This window comes from Micromonospora matsumotoense (assembly GCF_900091525.1).
Taxonomy (GTDB): domain Bacteria; phylum Actinomycetota; class Actinomycetes; order Mycobacteriales; family Micromonosporaceae; genus Micromonospora; species Micromonospora matsumotoensis.
Map to the genome: position 1 here is coordinate 334,889 of NZ_FMCU01000004.1, position 16,666 is coordinate 351,554.

Here is a 16,666-nt window from a genome sequence, read left to right on the forward strand (position 1 = left end):
GCTGCGGGGGCGGCGGTCACTCCCGCCAGCCGGCCAGCTCGACCCCCTTGCCGAGTTCGACCCGGAAGCCCAGGGTGATCTGGCCGCTCTCCCCCGGGCCGAGCCGCAGCCGCCAGGTCAGCTCGCCGAGTTCGGTGCGCTCGTCCGGTGGCGGGACGACGGTGGACTCGCGGACCGCCACCGCCTCGTCGCGGGAGACCGGCAACTGGTCGCGGACCTCGACGGTCGCCGGCCGGGGGGTGTGGTTGGCCACGCTGATCCGGTACTCCACGTCCCGCCGCCGGGTGGAGCCGAGGGTGGCCCGGGTGTCGGCCCGCCGGGTCAGCTCGCGTTCCACCCGGACCCGGTCGTCCACCCCGAGCGCCAGTTCGGTCTCCTCGCCGGGCGCCCACGTGGGCAGCCGGGTGGCGGCGACGAAGTCGGCCTCGTGGAAGACCGCCGCCGCGCCCGGCAGCAGGGTGTGCGCCGAGGTGTTGCGGACCGTCGCCCGCAGGTGCGCCTCGGCCACCCGGACCGGCACGGTCACATGGTCGAGGCGGACCGGCAGGTCCAGCACCGCGATGACGGCCCGGTAGGCGCTGCCGTCGGCGGGCACCGCCACCGGCCGGGCCGGCCGGTAGGTCGCCGCGCTGACCCCCTGCGCGACCTCCGCCACGGCTTGGCGGATCGCCGGGCGTGGTGCGCCCCCGCGGGCCACCACACCGCCGCCCGCCGGTGCCGCGCCGGGCGCCGGGGGTGGCGGCGCGCCGAAACTCGCCACCGGCAGGTCCGCCGGCGCGGGCGCCCGCCGGACCCGGTCGAGATACCAGGGCGACAACTCGGGTACGTCGGCAGCCGCCGCCGGGCGGGCGGTGGAGAGCTGGAGCGCGCACTCCGGCCAGTCCTCGCCGGTGTCCTGGGTGACCAGACCGAACCAGGTGACCGTCATGGTCTCCTCGACCAGCCGCAGGTCGTAGGAGGACTCCCAGCGGGCCCCGTCGACCAGGTAGCTCAGCTCCAGGTCCACTTCGGTGTCGCCGGCGTCCACCGCCACCGTCACCTCGGCGGCCAACCGGTCCGGTTCCTGCTTGCCGCCTGCGGCGGCCAACTCCCGCTCGACGGCCGACAGGTCCTCGGTCAGCGCGGTACGCCGCCGGGCCAGCCCGCGTCGGCGGCGGTGCGACTCGGCGAGTTGGGCGGCCACCGAGTCGGCGAAGGTGGCCACGTCGGTCGGGCCGGTGTCACCGGCGGCCAGCGTGCGGGCGTACGTGCTGCCGGCCCGCTCGGCCAGCCGGGTGAGGAACTGCCGCCGCTGCGTCTCGACCTCGGCGTCGTCGTCGACCTCGGCCAGTTCGTCGGCCAACTCCCGGGCCCGCCGCGTCAGTTCGCCGACCTGACCGTCGGTGCTGCGGGGCTGCCGCCAGGTGCTCACCTCCACCCCCAGGACGGTGACCGCGCCTCCGCCCCCGATGCGCAGGGAGTCCCGGCGCAGCCGTAACGGCAGGGGCGCGATCCGGATCCGATGCTCACCGGCGGTCAGCCGGGTGCCGCCCCGGCGGGTGACCCGGGCCCGGTCCGGATACACGGTGACGGCGACCACGGGGGCTTCGATCTCCACAGCGTCCACGGCGGCGAGGGTAGCCGCAGCGCGCTCGCCCCGCCCCGCTACCGGTGCGGGGGAAGGCAGACGATGTCCAGGCGGCGGGGGCCGTGCACGCCCTCCACCCGGTTGAGCTCGATGTCGCTCGTCGCGGAGGGTCCGGAGATCATCGTCAGGGGGCGGGTCGGGTCGGGCAGCGCGATCACCAGGTCGGGCACGTCGGCCACGATCTGCGCGGCGCGGACCACGCAGACGTGGTGGTCGGGGACCAGGGTCAGCAACCGGCGGCCCTGCGCCACGCCCCCGTCGAGCACCAGGGTGCCGGTCTCGGCGACGGCGAGCGCGCAACCGGTGAGCACGGCCAGCCCGGGGGCGTCCAGCTGGGCGGCGGTGAGCGTGTCGCCGGACAGGGTGGGCCGGCCCAGCCGGGCGGTCCACTCCGGTGGTGTTCCGGCCGGCAGCACCACCCCGGAAGCCCCGGCGAGCAGGGTGGCGAGCAGGTCGGGCAGCTCCGCCGGGGTACAGGGATGCACCCCGGCACGGTAGTCCCCGGCCCGGGCGGCGAAGAGCGCGGACAGTTCAGGAGTCATGGGTCCGGTGCCACCAGTCGCGGAAGGACTCGGCGGCCGGCAGTGGGGCGTCCCGGTGCGCCGTCCACGCCGACAGCGGCCACGGTGCCCGGCGCAGCCGCCCGCCGTGCCGCCGGGTCAGCACCCGCAGGGGCCGACCGCCGGCGCGGGCCGTCCGCAGCGCCGCCCGCCACCGGCGACGGTCGCGCATCGTCCAGGCAAGCCACGCCATCGCCGCGCGTTCGGCCGCCGGCTTCGGTCCCGTCTGGCGCAGGTGGACCAGGATCGCCGGAATGTCGATCTTGACGGGACAGACGTCGTAGCAGGCCCCACAGAGCGTCGAGGCGTACGGCAGGGTCGCGTTGTGGCCGGCGTCCTGCCCGGTGAGCTGGGGCGACAGGATCGCCCCGATCGGCCCGGGATAGACCGAGCCGTAGGCGTGGCCGCCGACCCGCTCGTAGACCGGACACACGTTCAGGCAGGCCGAGCAGCGGATGCAGCGCAACGCCGCCCGGCCCACCGGGTCCGCCGCCATCCGGCGTCGACCGTTGTCCAGCAGCACGACGTGCAGCCGGCGCGGCCCGTCGCCGGGGGTCACCCCGGTGAAGATCGAGGTGTACGGGTTCATCCGCTCACCGGTCGACGAGCGCGGCAGCAGGCGCAGGAAGTCACCGAGATCGGCGAAGCGGGGCAGCAGCTTCTCCACCCCGACCACGGCGATCAGGGTGTCCGGCAGGGTCAGGCACATCCGGCCGTTGCCCTCGGACTCGACGACCACCAGGGAGCCGGTCTCGGCCACCGCGAAGTTGGCCCCGCAGATCGCGACCCGGGCCGCCAGGAAGGTCCGCCGCAGATACTCCCGGGCGGCGCCGGCCAGCACCGCGGGGTCGTCCGAGTCGGCGTGGAAGCCGGGCATCCGACGGGCGAACAGCTCCCGGATCTGCCCCCGGTTGTAGTGGATCGCCGGCACCAGGATGTGCGACGGGGTGTCGTCGGCGAGTTGGACGATCAGCTCGGCCAGGTCGGTCTCCACCGCCGTCACCCCGGCCGCCGCCAGCGCCTCGTTGAGGCCGATCTCCTGGGTCGCCATCGACTTGACCTTCACCACCCGGTCGACGCCCTGCGCCCGGACCAGCTCGGTGACCACCGTGTTGGCGGCGGCGGCGTCCACGGCGTGGTGCACGGTCGCCCCGGCGGCGGTGGCCGCCCGCGCGAACTGCGCCACCAGCTCGGGCAGCCGGTCGATCACGTCGTCCTTGACCCGGGCCGCCCGGTCGCGCAACCGGTCCCAGTCGGGCACCTCGGCCACCACCGCGGCCCGCTTGTCCCGGATGGTACGGGTGGCGCGACCCAGGTTCGCCCGGAGCTGGGCGTCCCGCAGCGCGCCGGCCGCCGCCCGGGGGAAGGGGGTGACCGCCACGATGGGCAACTGCCGGCTCATCGCGGGCCCTCCGGATGTCGTCGGGGCGTCACGGGCCCGTCCCGGGCCCGGTCGCGGCGAGGATCTCGGCGTAGTGGACGGGGCGCGGGGCACCGGGCCGGCGGGCCAGGCCACCGCCGATGTGGGCCAGGCAGGAGCTGTCCGCGGCGGCCAGGTAGTCGGCGCCGGTGGCCACCGCGTGGGCGCACTTGTCGTCGAGCATGGCGCCGGAGACGGCGGCGTTCTTCAGCGCGAAGGTGCCACCGAAGCCGCAGCACTGCTCCGGCTCGGGCAGGTCCAGCAGCTCCAGGTCGCGCACCGCGCCGAGCAGTCGGCGTGGCCGGTCGCCCAGGCGCAGCATCCGCAGCCCGTGGCAGGTCGGGTGGTAGGTGACCCGGTGGGGGAAGCGGGCCCCCACATCGGTCACCGCGAGCACGTCCACCAGCAGCTCGGACAGCTCGTGCACCGGCAACCGGGTGTGCGCCCGCAGGTGGGCCACACAGGAACCGGACGGGGAGACGACGACGTCGTGGCCGGCGAACGCCGCCTCGGTGCTCCGCTCGAGCACCCGGGCCGGGTCCGGGTAGCCGGTGTTGGCGTGCAACTGGCCGCAACAGCTCTGCCCGGCGGGGAAGGTCACGGTGTGGCCGAGCCGCTCCAGCACCGTCACGGTGGCGATGCCGACGCGCGGGAAGAACGCGTCGTTGAGGCAGGTGACGAACAACGCGATGCGCACCGAGCCCCCTCGCCGTCCCCGGCCGTGTTTGACGAATCGTATATGATCTATGGAGTTCGGTGCGAGGTGCGACGTCCTGCGGTCTCGTCGGCCGGGCGGGCCGCTGGCCCGCCGATCGCTGCGGCGTACCGGCCCCGGTGGACGCCCGGTGCGGGTGGGGGTGTCCCCCGGTCCCCGCCGCCCGTGGGTACGAGGTGCCGAGATGACGGATTTCCACGGTCTGGTGGCGGCGGTCACCGGCGGCGGTTCGGGCATCGGCGCGGCGGTCGCCGACCTGCTGGCCGCGCGCGGGGCCCGGGTCGCCGTCCTGGATCGCGACCCCGGTGCCGGCGGAGCGCACCTGCGGCTCACCGCCGACGTCACCGGCCCCTTGGAAGAGGCCATGGACCGGGTCGCGGCAACCCTGGGTGGTCTCGACGTGCTGGTGAACTGCGCGGCGGTCAGCGCGGTCGGGGCGGTGGAGGCCGCCGACGACGCCGAGTGGCACCACTGCCTCGACGTCAACGTCGTCGGGGTCGCCCGGGCCTGCCGGGCCGCCCTGCCCCACCTGCGCCGCTCGTCCAGCGGGGCCATCGTCAGCATCACCTCGATCGCGGCGACGGCGGGGCTGGTCGACCGGGCGGTCTACTCCGCCACCAAGGGCGCGGTGCACGCGCTCAGCCTGGCCATGGCCGCGGACCTGGTGGGCGACGGCATCCGGGTGTGCACGGTGGCACCGGGCACGGTGGACACCCCGTGGGTGGCCCGGCTGCTCGCCGGAGCCGGGGACCCGGCCGCGGAGAAGCGCCGGCTCGCCGCCCGACAGCCCACCGGTCGACTGGTCACCGCCGACGAGGTCGCCCAGGCGGTGGCGTTCCTCGCCTCCCCGCTGTCGGGGGCGACCACCGGCACCGCGCTGGCCGTCGACGGCGGCATGTCCGGCCTGCGGCTGGTCCGCTGATCCGGCCGGCCGGCCGGCAGCCCGCCGGTCAGGCCGCCGTCATGGTGACCCGCTGCCGGCCCAGGCCGTCCACCTCGACCTCCACCACGTCACCGGGCCGCAGGTAGGGGAACCGGCCGGAGAGGGCGACCCCCTCCGGCGTACCGGTGTTGATCACGTCACCGGGGTCGAGCACCGTGTACTGCGACAGATGCCAGATCAGGTACGCCACGTCGAAGACCATGTCCCCGGTGCGGGAGTCCTGCCGGGGCTCGCCGTTGACCCAGGAACGCAACCCGAGGTCCTGCACATCGGCGATCTCGTCCGGGGTGACCAGCCACGGGCCGAGCGGTTGGAAGGTCTCACAGGACTTCCCCTTGGACCACTGGCCGCCGGAGTCGCGCAGCTGGAAGTCGCGCTCGGACACGTCGTTGGAGACCAGGTAGCCGGCGACGTGGGCCAGGCTCTGCGCGGGCGACTCCAGGTAGCGGGCCTGCCGTCCGATGACCACGGCCAGCTCCACCTCCCAGTCGGTGGCGGTCGCCCCGCGCGGCACCCGCACGTCGTCGTACGGGCCGACCACGGTGTTAGGTGCCTTGTAGAAGATGATCGGGGTCTCCGGTGGGGCGGCGCCGGACTCGGCGGCGTGCGCGGCGTAGTTCTGCCCGACGCAGAGCACCACGCCCGGCCGGGCCACCGGCGCGCCGACCCGCAGGCCGGTGACGTCCACCTCCGGCAGGTCCCGCGCCGCCCGGACCCGGGCCGGGCCGTCGGAGGCGAGGAAGGCGGCGTCGATGTCCGCAGTGAGCCCGGACAGGTCGAAATGCCGGCCGTCGACGTGCAGCACCGGCCGCTCCGCGCCGGCCGGGCCCACCCGCATCAGCTTCATCCGACGACCTCTCCACGCTCCGGCGCCCCGTTGACGCCATGCAGGATCGTAGATCACCCGGGACCGCCCGACCCGGTGTCCGGTCCGGTGCACCACCGCGCTCGCACCGGACCCTGGACCTGGTGTTCACCCGGCTCACCGCCATCTCGGGCGTGACACCGGTCCCCCCGGGACCGCTGGGCGGGTCCGCCCGCTGCGGGGACGGCCGCAGCAGGGGTGTCCGGGTCCACGTCTGCGCCTGGGCCGACCGGCACACGCTCGGCATGGTCCACCTCACCCACTTCCCGCAGACCACTCACCCGGAGGAGATCTTCCGGCAGATCCGCGCCCAGACCGAGCACCCCGTGCCGTGACCACGCCCGCCTCGTCGCGTCCCGACGACGATCGGGGACGACGGGCCCGGATCGCGGTTGCTGGAACCTGGTGGGCCTGGTCGCAGTCGCCACAGACCTGCGGTGCGGTGCCCGGCGCCAACTCCAGGAGATCGCGGTGCACACCTACGACGCCCAGCTCACCGTGAGCGCCCGCAGCCGTTGCCCGCCGGGGTGGCCCTCGACGGCGTCGAGGACTTCCTGTTCACCTGCTGCACCACGACGGCGGCCTGGCCGCACGCACCGGCCGCCGTCGACCACCACGCTACCGAGGGTCGTTCCTGCGGCTCCGGCTCTCCGCGCCCGCAACCGTCGGGAAGCCGTCCTGCGGGCGTACGGGCGGCCCGCCTGTCCGGGTCCGGCACTCCCCCCGATGCGCTGGCGGCCGAGGCCTCCGCCCGGGGCACGGCCAGCGATCTGGTCCCGGCGCCGTACGGCCGGATTCCGGTGGACGCCCTGGAACTGGACGGCGACCGGCGGCTCTTCGACCTGCTCGTGGCCTGGGACCCGGAGGTGTAGGAGCCGCCGGCCGTCCGGTCAGCTGGACGTGGTGGCGTGTTCCCCGGCGCCGGCCTCCGGTCCGACGGCGACCGGCGTGGCCTGCCGGTCGGCCAGGTGCCGGCGCAGCGACCAGCTCACCGCCGCCACCCAGAGCACCACGACGATCAGGTAGCAGCCGTAGCGGACGGCGTCCGGAGCGCCGATCCAGTCGCTGCGCAACAGGGTCCGGGTGTTGGTCAGGACGATGACCCCGCCGACGGCGGAGCCGAGCACCCGGGGCGGGACCAGCCGGACCAGCCAGGCGGCGATCGGGGCGGCGATCATGCCGCCGAGCAGCAGCGCGCCCGCCCAGGCGAAGTTGATGTTGGCGGAGCCGATGCCGACCAGGAAGCCCAGGCTGGCGGCGACCGCCACCAGGAACTCGCTGGTGTCGATCGAGCCGATCACCCGGCGGGGTTCCAGCCGGCCGCTGGCCAGGATCGCGGGGGTGCCGACCGGGCCCCAGCCCCCGCCGCCGGTGGCGTCAACGAAACCGGCGACCAGCCCCAGCGGCCCGAGGAAACGCTTGCGCAGGGGCAGCCCGACGCGGTCCCGGGGCAGTCCGGCGACGGTGAACCGGATCAGCACGTACAGGCCGAGGGTGAACAGGATCAGCGACATGATCGGCGCCGCGGTCTCGGTGGAGAGGCTGGACAGGAAGGTCGCGCCGGCGAACGCCCCGACGGCACCCGGCACACCGACCCGGCGGACCACCGTCCAGTCGACGTTGCCGAACCGCCAGTGCGCGGCGCCCGAGACCAGGGTGGTGCCGATCTCGGCCAGGTGAACGGTCGCCGAGGCGCTGGCCGCACCTGTGTTGAGGGCCAGCAACAATGTGGTGGATGTCACGCCGTACGCCATCCCGAGGCTGCCGTCGACCAGTTGCGCACCGAGGCCGACGAGGGCAAGAAGAAGCAGGCTTCGCACAATTACCGCCGATCCGGAAGATGAATGGGAAGGTCGGCCCGGCTAGGGCGGATCACCGTGGCGGTGACGGACGTCCCGGCTGGTCGGGGCCTGTGTGGGGGGGGCGGTGCTGCTGGAGGAATCGCCCCCGCAGGTCGCTTGGTGCCGGCTCGTAGGACGGCCCGGCAGACAGCGCGTGAAACGTTCGTTAAGTGAGTACGTCGACTGTCGTCAAAGCTTGACGTTTGACCAGCCCAGAGCCGTTATCGGCGACACCTTCGAGGCATCTTCGCCCGGTCGGCGGTCACTGCCGAGGTCAGCGGCGATGGGCGAGGCGGGGGCTCGGGCGATGAACACCCGGTCCTTGACCAGGGAATCTGATGATCGAAACCAATCCCACCTCGCCTCACGAATGCCACATCAAATCGATGGGTAATGACGCCAAGAATGCCGGTACGGATCTTTAATGTTCACCGCAATCCATGGCAAGACCCGTTCCACATAGTGGGACGTGCGGCGAGTTGATCTCTGCTACCAGGAACTTCACGTTCAGCAGAAAACAGTTTGGAAATAAGCCCGTAAATGAACTGGCGACCTACCGTGGCACGATCTGGCGACAGCGTCGACTCATCGACCGTCATTTTGCCTGGTTACCCCGACGGCATATCCGGTAGCCTTGGTAGGAAATCTTCACCGAAGCGGCGCCGATGGTTGGATTTAACCGGGCCGTAACTGGGCAGCGCTAGATTGTGACTCAGCGCGACATTGACTGCCGCAAATCAGAACCGCACTCGCTGGCGTTCGGCCGGCAAATCCCCCCGTCACCACGCGATCCTTCGCGACCGAAGTGGGAGCCCGATGAGTAGCGCACCGTACACGCGTGACCTGATCCTGGTCGTCAATCCGATCGGCGTCCTGGAACCAGGCCCACGGATCACGGCCGCCACCGCCGTCGGTGGTGGGCGCGGCATCATCGACCTCGCCACCGGCGACGACTGGGCGTTGCGGGCACTCGCCCGGGCGGCGAACTGGTCGGCCGACCCGATCGGCATCCGGGTGCCCGCCGGCTGCCAGGCCACCCCCGCCGACGTGGCACGCGTCGCCGCCGGCCGGGTGGACCTGGTCGTGGTCGAGCCGACGAGCCCGTGGCCGCTGGCCGAGATCACCGGGCACCACCGGGTGCTCGTGGAGGTGACCAGCCGGGCCGAGGCGCACGCCGCAGCGGCGGCGGGGGCGCACGGACTGATCGCCCGGGGGATGGAGGCCGGCGGCCGGGTCGGCGAACTCAGCTCTTTCGTCCTGCTCCAGCAGCTCGTCGCCGACGACACCCTCGACCTGCCGGTCTGGGTGGCCGGCGGGATCGGCCCGCGTACCGCCGGCGCCTGCCTGGTCGGCGGCGCGACCGGCGTCGTCCTGGACACCCAGCTCGCCCTGATGCCCGAGTCGGAGCTGCCGGTCGACGTCCAGGCGGTGATCCGGCGGATGGACGGCTCGGAAACCGTCCTGCGCGCCGGGGTGCGGGGCATCCGCCGGGGCGGCCCCCACCAGGCCGACGCGGAACTGCTCCCCGTCGGCCAGGACGGCTGGCTGGCCGCCGCCTTCGCCGACCGTTGGCCGGACACCGCCGCCGCCGTACGCGGAATGCGCGCGGCGATGCTCGACGCCGTCGACGGCCCGGACGCCGCCGACCTGCTCCAGCCCGGTGCTCCCCTCGCGGCGGCCCTCGGGGTACGGGTGCCCGTCGCCCAGGGTCCGATGACCCGGGTCAGCGACGAGGCCGCCTTCGCCGCGGCGGTCGCCGACGGTGGCGCGCTGCCGTTCGTCGCGCTCGCCCTCAACTCGGCCGACCAGTGCCGCCGGATGCTCACCGAGACCGCCGCGCAGCTCGGCGACAAGCCCTGGGGCGTCGGGGTGCTCGGCTTCGCCCCCGAGGAGCTGCGCGCGGCGCAACTGGACGTCATCCGCGAGATCCGCCCCGCCTGCGCCATCATCGCCGGTGGCCGGCCACCGCAGGCCCGCGCCCTGGAGGAGCAGGGGATCAGCACCTTCCTGCACGTGCCCTCCCCCGGCCTGCTGCGCCAGTTCCTGCGCTCCGGCGCCCGCAAGTTCATCTTCGAGGGCGCCGAGTGCGGCGGGCACGTGGGTCCCCGGGCGAGCTTCCCGCTGTGGGAGGCCCAACTGGCGGTGCTCGACGAGTACCTCGACGCCGATCCGGCCGCCGGCGCGCAGCTGCAGATCTTCTTCGCCGGTGGGGTGCACGACGCCCGGTCGGCGGCGATGGTCGCCACGATGGCCGCGCCGCTGGCCCGCCGGGGCGCCCGGATCGGCGTGCTGATGGGCACCGCCTACCTGTTCACCGAGGAGGCGGTGACCCACGGCGCGGTCCAGCCGCTGTTCCAGCGGGAGGCGCTCACCGCCGAGCACACCGCGCTGCTGGAGACCGCCCCCGGGCACGCCACCCGCTGCCTGCACACCCCGTTCGTCGACGACTTCCACGAGTTGCGCACCCAACTGGAGGGCGCCGGGGCGGAGAACCGCCAGGTGTGGGAGCAGTTGGAGCTGCTCAACGTGGGCCGGCTCCGGATCGCCAGCAAGGGCCTGCGACGCTCCGGCGACGTCGTCGAGGCCGTCGACGAGAGCATCCAGGCCAGCGACGGGCTGTTCATGGCCGGCCAGGTCGCCGTGCTGCGCACCGCCGCCACCACCGTCGCCGCGCTGCACGACGAGGTCACCACCGAGGTACGGGGCTTCCACGCCGGCCGGCTCGACACGTTGCGGGCCCGGCTCACCCCGCCGGCCGCCGACATCGACCAGGCGCCCGCCCCGCTGGACATCGCCATCGTCGGGATGGCCTGCATGCTGCCCGGCTCCCCCGACCTGGACAGCTTCTGGCGTACCGTGCTCAGCGGCGTCGACACCGTCACCGAGGTCCCGGCCGACCGCTGGGACACCGACCACTACTACGCCCCCGAGGTCGGGCCCGGGCAGACCGGCCGGATCAGCGTCTCCAAGTGGGGCGGGTTCATCGACCCGGTGCCCTTCGACGCCATCGGCTACGGCATTCCGCCGGCCGCGCTGAGCAGCATCGACCCGACCCAACTGCTCGCCCTGGAGGTCTCCCACCGGGCGCTCGTCGACGCCGGTTACGCCTACGACGCCCCGGGCGCGGACCACGCCCGGACCGGGGTGGTGTTCGGCGCGGAGGCCGGCAGCGACATGGGGCACGCGCAGACCCTGCGCACCATGCTCCCGGCGTACCTCGGCGAGGTGCCCGACCAGATGCAGGAGCTGCTGCCCACGGTCACCGAGGACAGCTTCCCCGGCGTGCTGGCCAACGTGATCGCCGGCCGGGTCGCCAACCGGCTCGACCTGGGCGGGCCCAACTACACCATCGACGCGGCCTGCGCCTCGTCCCTGGCCGCGATGGACGCCGCCTGCAAGGAGCTGGCCAGCGGGGACAGCGACCTGATGATCTGCGGCGGCGCCGACCTGCACAACGGGGTCAACGACTACCTGATGTTCACCTCGGCGCACGCGCTGTCCCCCACCGGCCGGTCCCGCCCGTTCGACAGCACCGGCGACGGGATCGCCCTCGGCGAGGGCGTCGCGTGCGTCGTGCTCAAGCGGTTGTCCGACGCCGAGCGCGACGGCGACCGGATCTACGGCGTGATCAAGGGGCTCGGCGGGGCCAGCGACGGGCGGGCCCTCGGCCTGACCGCGCCGCGCCCGGACGGGCAGCGGCGGGCCCTGGACCGGGCCTACCACCGCACCGGCATCTCGCCCCGCGAGGTCGGGCTGGTGGAGGCGCACGGCACCGGCACGGTGGTCGGCGACCGCACCGAGCTGGAGACGCTGACCCGGATGTTCGTCGAGGCCGGCGCCGAGCCGGGCGGCTGCGCGCTCGGCTCGGTGAAGTCCCAGATCGGACACACCAAGTGCGCCGCCGGGTTGGCCGGGCTGATCAAGGCGACGCTCGCCCTCTACCACGGCATCCGACCCCCCACCATCCACCTGGAACGGCCCAACCCGGCCTGGCACCCGCAGCAGAGCCCGTTCGCGTTCTTCACCGAGGCCCGCCCGTGGCCGGTGCCGGCCGCCGAACGGATCGCCGGGGTCAGCGCGTTCGGCTTCGGTGGCACCAACTTCCACGTCGTGCTCAGCGCCTACCCGAACGCGGCCGAACCCCGGCACGCGCAACGGATCTGGCCGGCGGAGCTGTTCTGCTTCCGCGGCGCGGACCGGGCCGCCGCCCACCAGGCCGTCCGGCAACTGCTGGAGAGCCTGGCCGGCGACGCCGCCGGGGACCGGCCGGCCCGGCTCGCCCAACTGGCCGCGTCGGTCGCCGCCCGGGCCGCCAACCGGCCCGGGACGACCCAGGTCGCGGTGGTCGCCCGTGACCTGACCGAGCTGGAGACCCTGCTGCACCGGGCGCTGGCCGGCGAGCACGACCCGGCCCGGGGCCTGGTCCAGCCGACCGGGGTCGACCCGGTCGGGCCCGGCCAGCTGGCGTTCCTCTTCCCCGGCCAGGGCAGCCAGCGTCCCGGCGCCCTCGGGGAACTCTTCGTCGCCTTCCCCGAGCTGCGGCACTACCTCGAACTCGACCCGGCCGCCGCGGAGCTGCTCTTCCCGCCGACCGCCTTCGACCAGGACTCCCGGCGCGCCCAGGAAGACCGGGTACGCGACACCCGGACCGCCCAGCCGGTGCTCGGCATCGGCGGTCTCGCCATGGACCACCTGCTGCGCCGCCTCGGGGTCCGCCCCGACATGACCGCCGGCCACAGCTACGGCGAACTCGTCGGGCTCTGCGTCGCCGGGGCGTTCGACGCGGCCACCCTGCTCGACCTGAGCCGGCAACGGGCGGCGGCCATCCTCGGCGCCTGCGGCGAGGACCCGGGCACCATGGCGGCGGTCAACGCCACCGCCGACCAGGTCGCCCAGGTGCTCGCCAGCGCCGGCCTGACCAGCGAGGTGGTGCTGGCCAACCGGAACGCGCCGCAGCAGGTGGTGGTCTCCGGCCCGACCCCGAAGGTGCGGGCGGCGGTGGTCGCGCTCAAGGAGGCCGGCCTGTCCGCCCGGGCCATCCCGGTGGCCTGCGCCTTCCACAGCCCGGTGGTGGCCGGGGCGGTGGAGACCTTCGCCGAGGTGCTCGCCGCCCGGCCGATCGCCGAACCCCGCATCCCGGTCTGGTCGAACCTGACCGCCGCGCCGTACTCCGGCGACGCCAGCCAGGTCCGGCACCACCTCGCCGAGCAGATCGGCGCACCGGTGCGCTTCGTCGAGCAGATCGAGGCGATGTACGCCGCCGGCGCCCGCCTGTTCGTCGAGGTCGGCCCCGGTCAGGTGCTCAGCCGGCTGGTGCAGGCGGTGCTCGGCGACCGACCCCACCAGACGGTCGCCTGCGAACGCGGCCCGTCCGACGGGCTGCGCGGATTCCTGATCTCGGTGGCCGAGCTCGCCTGCGCCGGCGCGCAGGTCCGCCCCGACTGGCTCTTCCACGGCCGGGTCGCGGACGACTCCACCACCACCGCACCGAGCCGTCGTCCGCTCTGGACGGTCGACGGTCAACTCGTCCGGGACCAGCACGGCAACTGTCTTCCCGGTGGCATGACCCCACCCCGACGGATCAAGGAGTTGTCGATGACCCCCGCCAACGGCACCGCCACCACCCCCGGCACCGCCACCGGCACCGTCAGCGCCCCCGAGCCGGTGACCGTCCGGGAGGTCCGGACCGTCACCGGCCCCGAGCCGGCGACCGTCCGGGACATCCGGGGCGAGCTGCTCAGCGAGTACCTGCGCACCACCCGGGAGATGATCGCCACCCAGCGGGACGTGATGCTCGCCTTCCTCGGCGACTCCGGTGACGGGGGCGGCCGGCCGGGCTGGCAGCCCACCGAGACGTACCGGGTCGAGGGGTACACCGCGCTGCCCGCCGGCCCGACGCCGATGCCCACCCCGGCCGCCACGCCCGCGCCGGCTCCCCGCCCCGCCGTGGTGCCGACCCCGACGCCCGCCCCGGCCCCCCGACCTGCGGCGGCCCCGGCGGCGATGCCCACCGTGGCGGGATCGAACGGCGGCACCGCGCTGGCCACCGCACCCGTGATCACCCGGCCCGCACCGGTCACCCCGGACGTCATGCCCGTCTCTCCCGCGGTCGGCGGCGTCGTCCCGGCCGGCCTGGTCGTGGCGCCGGCCCCGGCCGGCGTGGTCGTGGCCCCGGCCCCGGCCGGGCCGGGCATCGCCGAGTTCCAGCAGGCGATCCTCGCGGTGATCAGCGAGCGCACCGGCTACCCGGTCGACCTCATCGAACTCGACCTCGACCTCGAAGCCGACCTCTCCATCGACTCCATCAAACGCGCCGAAGTCGCCGGCGAGGTCGCCCAACGACTCTCCCTCGCCGTCGAAGGCGACGAGAGCGAACTCGAAGACCTCGTCAAGGCCCGCACCGTCCGCGCCATGGTCACCTGGCTCGACCAGAAGATGAGCGGCACGGTCACCGCCACCGCGACCCTCACCGCCGCGCTCCCCTCCGGCGACCAGGTCGGCGTCACCGCAGCCGACTTCCAGCAGGCGATCCTGGCGGTGATCAGCGAGCGCACCGGCTACCCGGTCGACCTCATCGAGCCCGACCTCGACCTCGAAGCCGACCTCTCCATCGACTCCATCAAACGCGCCGAAGTCGCCGGCGAGGTCGCCCAACGACTCTCCCTCGCCGTCGAAGGCGACGAGAGCGAACTCGAAGACCTCGTCAAGGCCCGCACCGTCCGCGCCATGGTCACCTGGCTCGACCAGAAGATGAGCGGCACGGTCACCGCCACCGCGACCCTCACCGCCGCGCTCCCCTCCGGCGACCAGGTCGGCGTCACCGCAGCCGACTTCCAGCAGGCGATCCTGGCGGTGATCAGCGAGCGCACCGGCTACCCGGTCGACCTCATCGAACTCGACCTCGACCTCGAAGCCGACCTCTCCATCGACTCCATCAAACGCGCCGAAGTCGCCGGCGAGGTCGCCCAACGACTCTCCCTCGCCGTCGAAGGCGACGAGAGCGAACTCGAAGACCTCGTCAAGGCCCGCACCGTCCGCGCCATGGTCACCTGGCTCGACCAGAAGATGAGCGCCACGGTCACCGTGACCCCGACGCCCGCCGTCACCGCCGGCCCGACCATGACGACGGCCGTCGCCGCGCCGGCCGCCGTCGCCGCCGCACCGCCCGCGCCGACCGAGGTCGGGGTGGGAATCGCGCCGAAGCGGCTGATCGCCCTGGAGAGCGTCCAGGCCGGACAGCAGATCGACCCGGCGACCACGCTCGCCGGCATGCGCTTCCTGATCACCGGGGGCGGCCCGGTCGGGGCGTACCTGGCCGAACTGCTCGGCGCGCACGGTGCCGGCGGCCAGTTGGGCGTGCTCGACAGCGACCAGGCCGACCAGGGGTTCGACGGGGTGCTGGTGCTCGACGGGTTGACCAACCTCGACGAGCCGCTGCTGCCCGACGTGTTCCCGCTGTTGCAGCGGGCCCTGGCTGCCGGGCCGCGCTGGCTGCTCGCCGCCGGGGCGCAGGACGTCACCGGCGCGGCCGACGGGATGCCCGGCCTGTTCCGCACGATCGCCCGCGAGTATCCGCAGCTGACCGCCCGTTTCGTGGCGGTGGACCCGGCCGCGACGCCGGAGGTCCTCGCCCGGCAGCTCCTCGACGAGTTGCTCACCGCCTCCGACGCCCCGGTGGTCGCCCGACGCGGCGTCGACCGGTACGTCGCCGACCTGGTCCCGGTCGAGCTTGGCGCGCTGGCCGCCGGGGGTGCCGGACCGGCCGGTGACGGGGTGTCCGAGGCCGCCGCGATCGGCCTGGAACGCGACTCGGTGGTGGTGCTGATCGGCGGGGCGCGGGGCATCACCCCGTGGTTCGCCCGGGCACTCGCCTCCGCCACCGGGTGCCGCATCGAACTGGTCGGCCGTACCCCGTTGCCGGCCGGCCCGGAGGACCCGGAGCTGGCGGGTGCCGTCGACCGGGCCGCGCTGGTCGGTGTGCTGGCCCGACGCGGACTGTCCTCGCCGGCCGAGATCGCCCGGACCGCGCAGCGCATCCTGGCCGCCCGGGAGGTGGCCGCGACCATCGCCGAGCTGACCGAGCTGGGCGGGGAGGTCCGCTACCACGCCCTGGACGTCCGGGACGCGGCGGCGACCCGCACCCTGCTGGCAGGGATCCACGCCGAGTACGGCCGACTCGACGGCGTGGTCTACGCCGCCGGGATCATCGAGGACAAGCTGATCGCCGAGAAGGACCCGGCCTCGTTCACCCGGGTCTTCGACACCAAGGTCGACGGGGCGCGGGGCCTGCTCACCGGCCTCGACGCGCTGCCCACCGCACCGCGGTTCGTGGTCTTCTTCGGCAGCATCGCCGCCGCCTACGGCAACCGGGGCCAGGCCGACTACGCGGCGGCCAACGATGCCCTGGACGCCATCGGCACCCGGTACGCGGCCCGGACCGGGGTGCGCTGTGTGACCGTCCACTGGGGGCCGTGGGCCCCGGGTGTCGGCCACGGCGGCATGGTCACCGCCGAGCTGAGCCGGGAGTACGCCCGGCGCGGCATCGGCCTGATCGACCCGGAGGAGGGCGCCCTGGCCCTGCTGCGCGAGCTGGCCTGGGCCGACGCGTCGGTCACCTCGGTCGTCTACACCGCCTCCGGGTGGTGACGGCGTCGATGTGCCGCCCCGCCCCCGCCCGCCCCGCAAGCCGGAGGAA

The 16,666-nt window shown here is 74.2% G+C and carries 10 protein-coding genes; 4 read left to right on the forward strand and 6 right to left on the reverse strand.

Features of this window, described 5'->3' with window-relative positions; all coding sequences use genetic code 11:
• Window positions 1-16: 16 nt before the first annotated feature.
• Genes GA0070216_RS11205 through GA0070216_RS11220 form a run of 4 tightly spaced genes read right to left on the reverse strand, consistent with a single transcriptional unit; the run spans window position 17 to window position 4,304 of the window.
• Window positions 17-1,606, reverse strand: a complete 1,590-nt coding sequence (locus GA0070216_RS11205; protein ID WP_091243498.1) for a DUF4139 domain-containing protein — start codon at window positions 1,604-1,606, stop codon at window positions 17-19.
• A gap of 38 nt (window positions 1,607-1,644) precedes the next feature.
• Window positions 1,645-2,169 (reverse strand): LutC/YkgG family protein, encoded by a 525-nt coding sequence (locus tag GA0070216_RS11210; RefSeq protein WP_091243502.1) that lies wholly within the window; start codon window positions 2,167-2,169, stop codon window positions 1,645-1,647.
• Complete coding sequence (locus GA0070216_RS11215; RefSeq protein ID WP_091243506.1) at window positions 2,159-3,589, reverse strand: lactate utilization protein B; 1,431 nt, start codon at window positions 3,587-3,589, stop codon at window positions 2,159-2,161. Before GA0070216_RS11215 ends, GA0070216_RS11210 begins: the two co-directional genes overlap by 11 nt.
• Before the next feature lie 28 nt (window positions 3,590-3,617).
• Window positions 3,618-4,304: a (Fe-S)-binding protein gene (locus tag GA0070216_RS11220; protein WP_091243509.1), complete on the reverse strand. Its 687-nt coding sequence runs from the start codon at window positions 4,302-4,304 to the stop codon at window positions 3,618-3,620.
• Between the two features lie 202 nt (window positions 4,305-4,506).
• On the opposite strand from GA0070216_RS11220, the gene GA0070216_RS11225 reads away from it, so the two are divergent.
• On the forward strand, window positions 4,507-5,244 hold the full coding sequence (locus GA0070216_RS11225) for an SDR family NAD(P)-dependent oxidoreductase (protein ID WP_091243511.1): 738 nt from the start codon (window positions 4,507-4,509) through the stop codon (window positions 5,242-5,244).
• 28 nt (window positions 5,245-5,272) lie between these two features.
• On the opposite strand, the gene GA0070216_RS11230 is transcribed toward GA0070216_RS11225, so the two are convergent.
• A complete protein-coding gene (locus GA0070216_RS11230) occupies window positions 5,273-6,112 on the reverse strand; it encodes a fumarylacetoacetate hydrolase family protein (protein WP_091243514.1) in 840 nt (279 codons plus the stop codon).
• Window positions 6,113-6,234: 122 nt separating this feature from the next.
• On the opposite strand from GA0070216_RS11230, the gene GA0070216_RS35375 reads away from it, so the two are divergent.
• Window positions 6,235-6,465, forward strand: a complete 231-nt coding sequence (locus GA0070216_RS35375) for a hypothetical protein (RefSeq protein ID WP_245722431.1) — start codon at window positions 6,235-6,237, stop codon at window positions 6,463-6,465.
• Window positions 6,466-6,645: 180 nt separating this feature from the next.
• Complete coding sequence (locus tag GA0070216_RS35380; RefSeq protein WP_245722432.1) at window positions 6,646-7,002, forward strand: hypothetical protein; 357 nt, start codon at window positions 6,646-6,648, stop codon at window positions 7,000-7,002.
• 18 nt (window positions 7,003-7,020) lie between these two features.
• On the opposite strand, the gene GA0070216_RS11240 is transcribed toward GA0070216_RS35380, so the two are convergent.
• On the reverse strand, window positions 7,021-7,950 hold the full coding sequence (locus tag GA0070216_RS11240) for a sulfite exporter TauE/SafE family protein (protein ID WP_091243518.1): 930 nt from the start codon (window positions 7,948-7,950) through the stop codon (window positions 7,021-7,023).
• An 837-nt stretch (window positions 7,951-8,787) separates the two neighbouring features.
• Here GA0070216_RS11240 and GA0070216_RS11245 point away from each other — a divergent pair.
• Window positions 8,788-16,617 carry a type I polyketide synthase gene (locus GA0070216_RS11245; protein ID WP_141723049.1) on the forward strand — a complete coding sequence of 2,610 codons (7,830 nt, stop codon included), beginning with the start codon at window positions 8,788-8,790 and terminating at the stop codon, window positions 16,615-16,617.
• The last annotated feature ends 49 nt before the right edge of the window (window positions 16,618-16,666 follow it).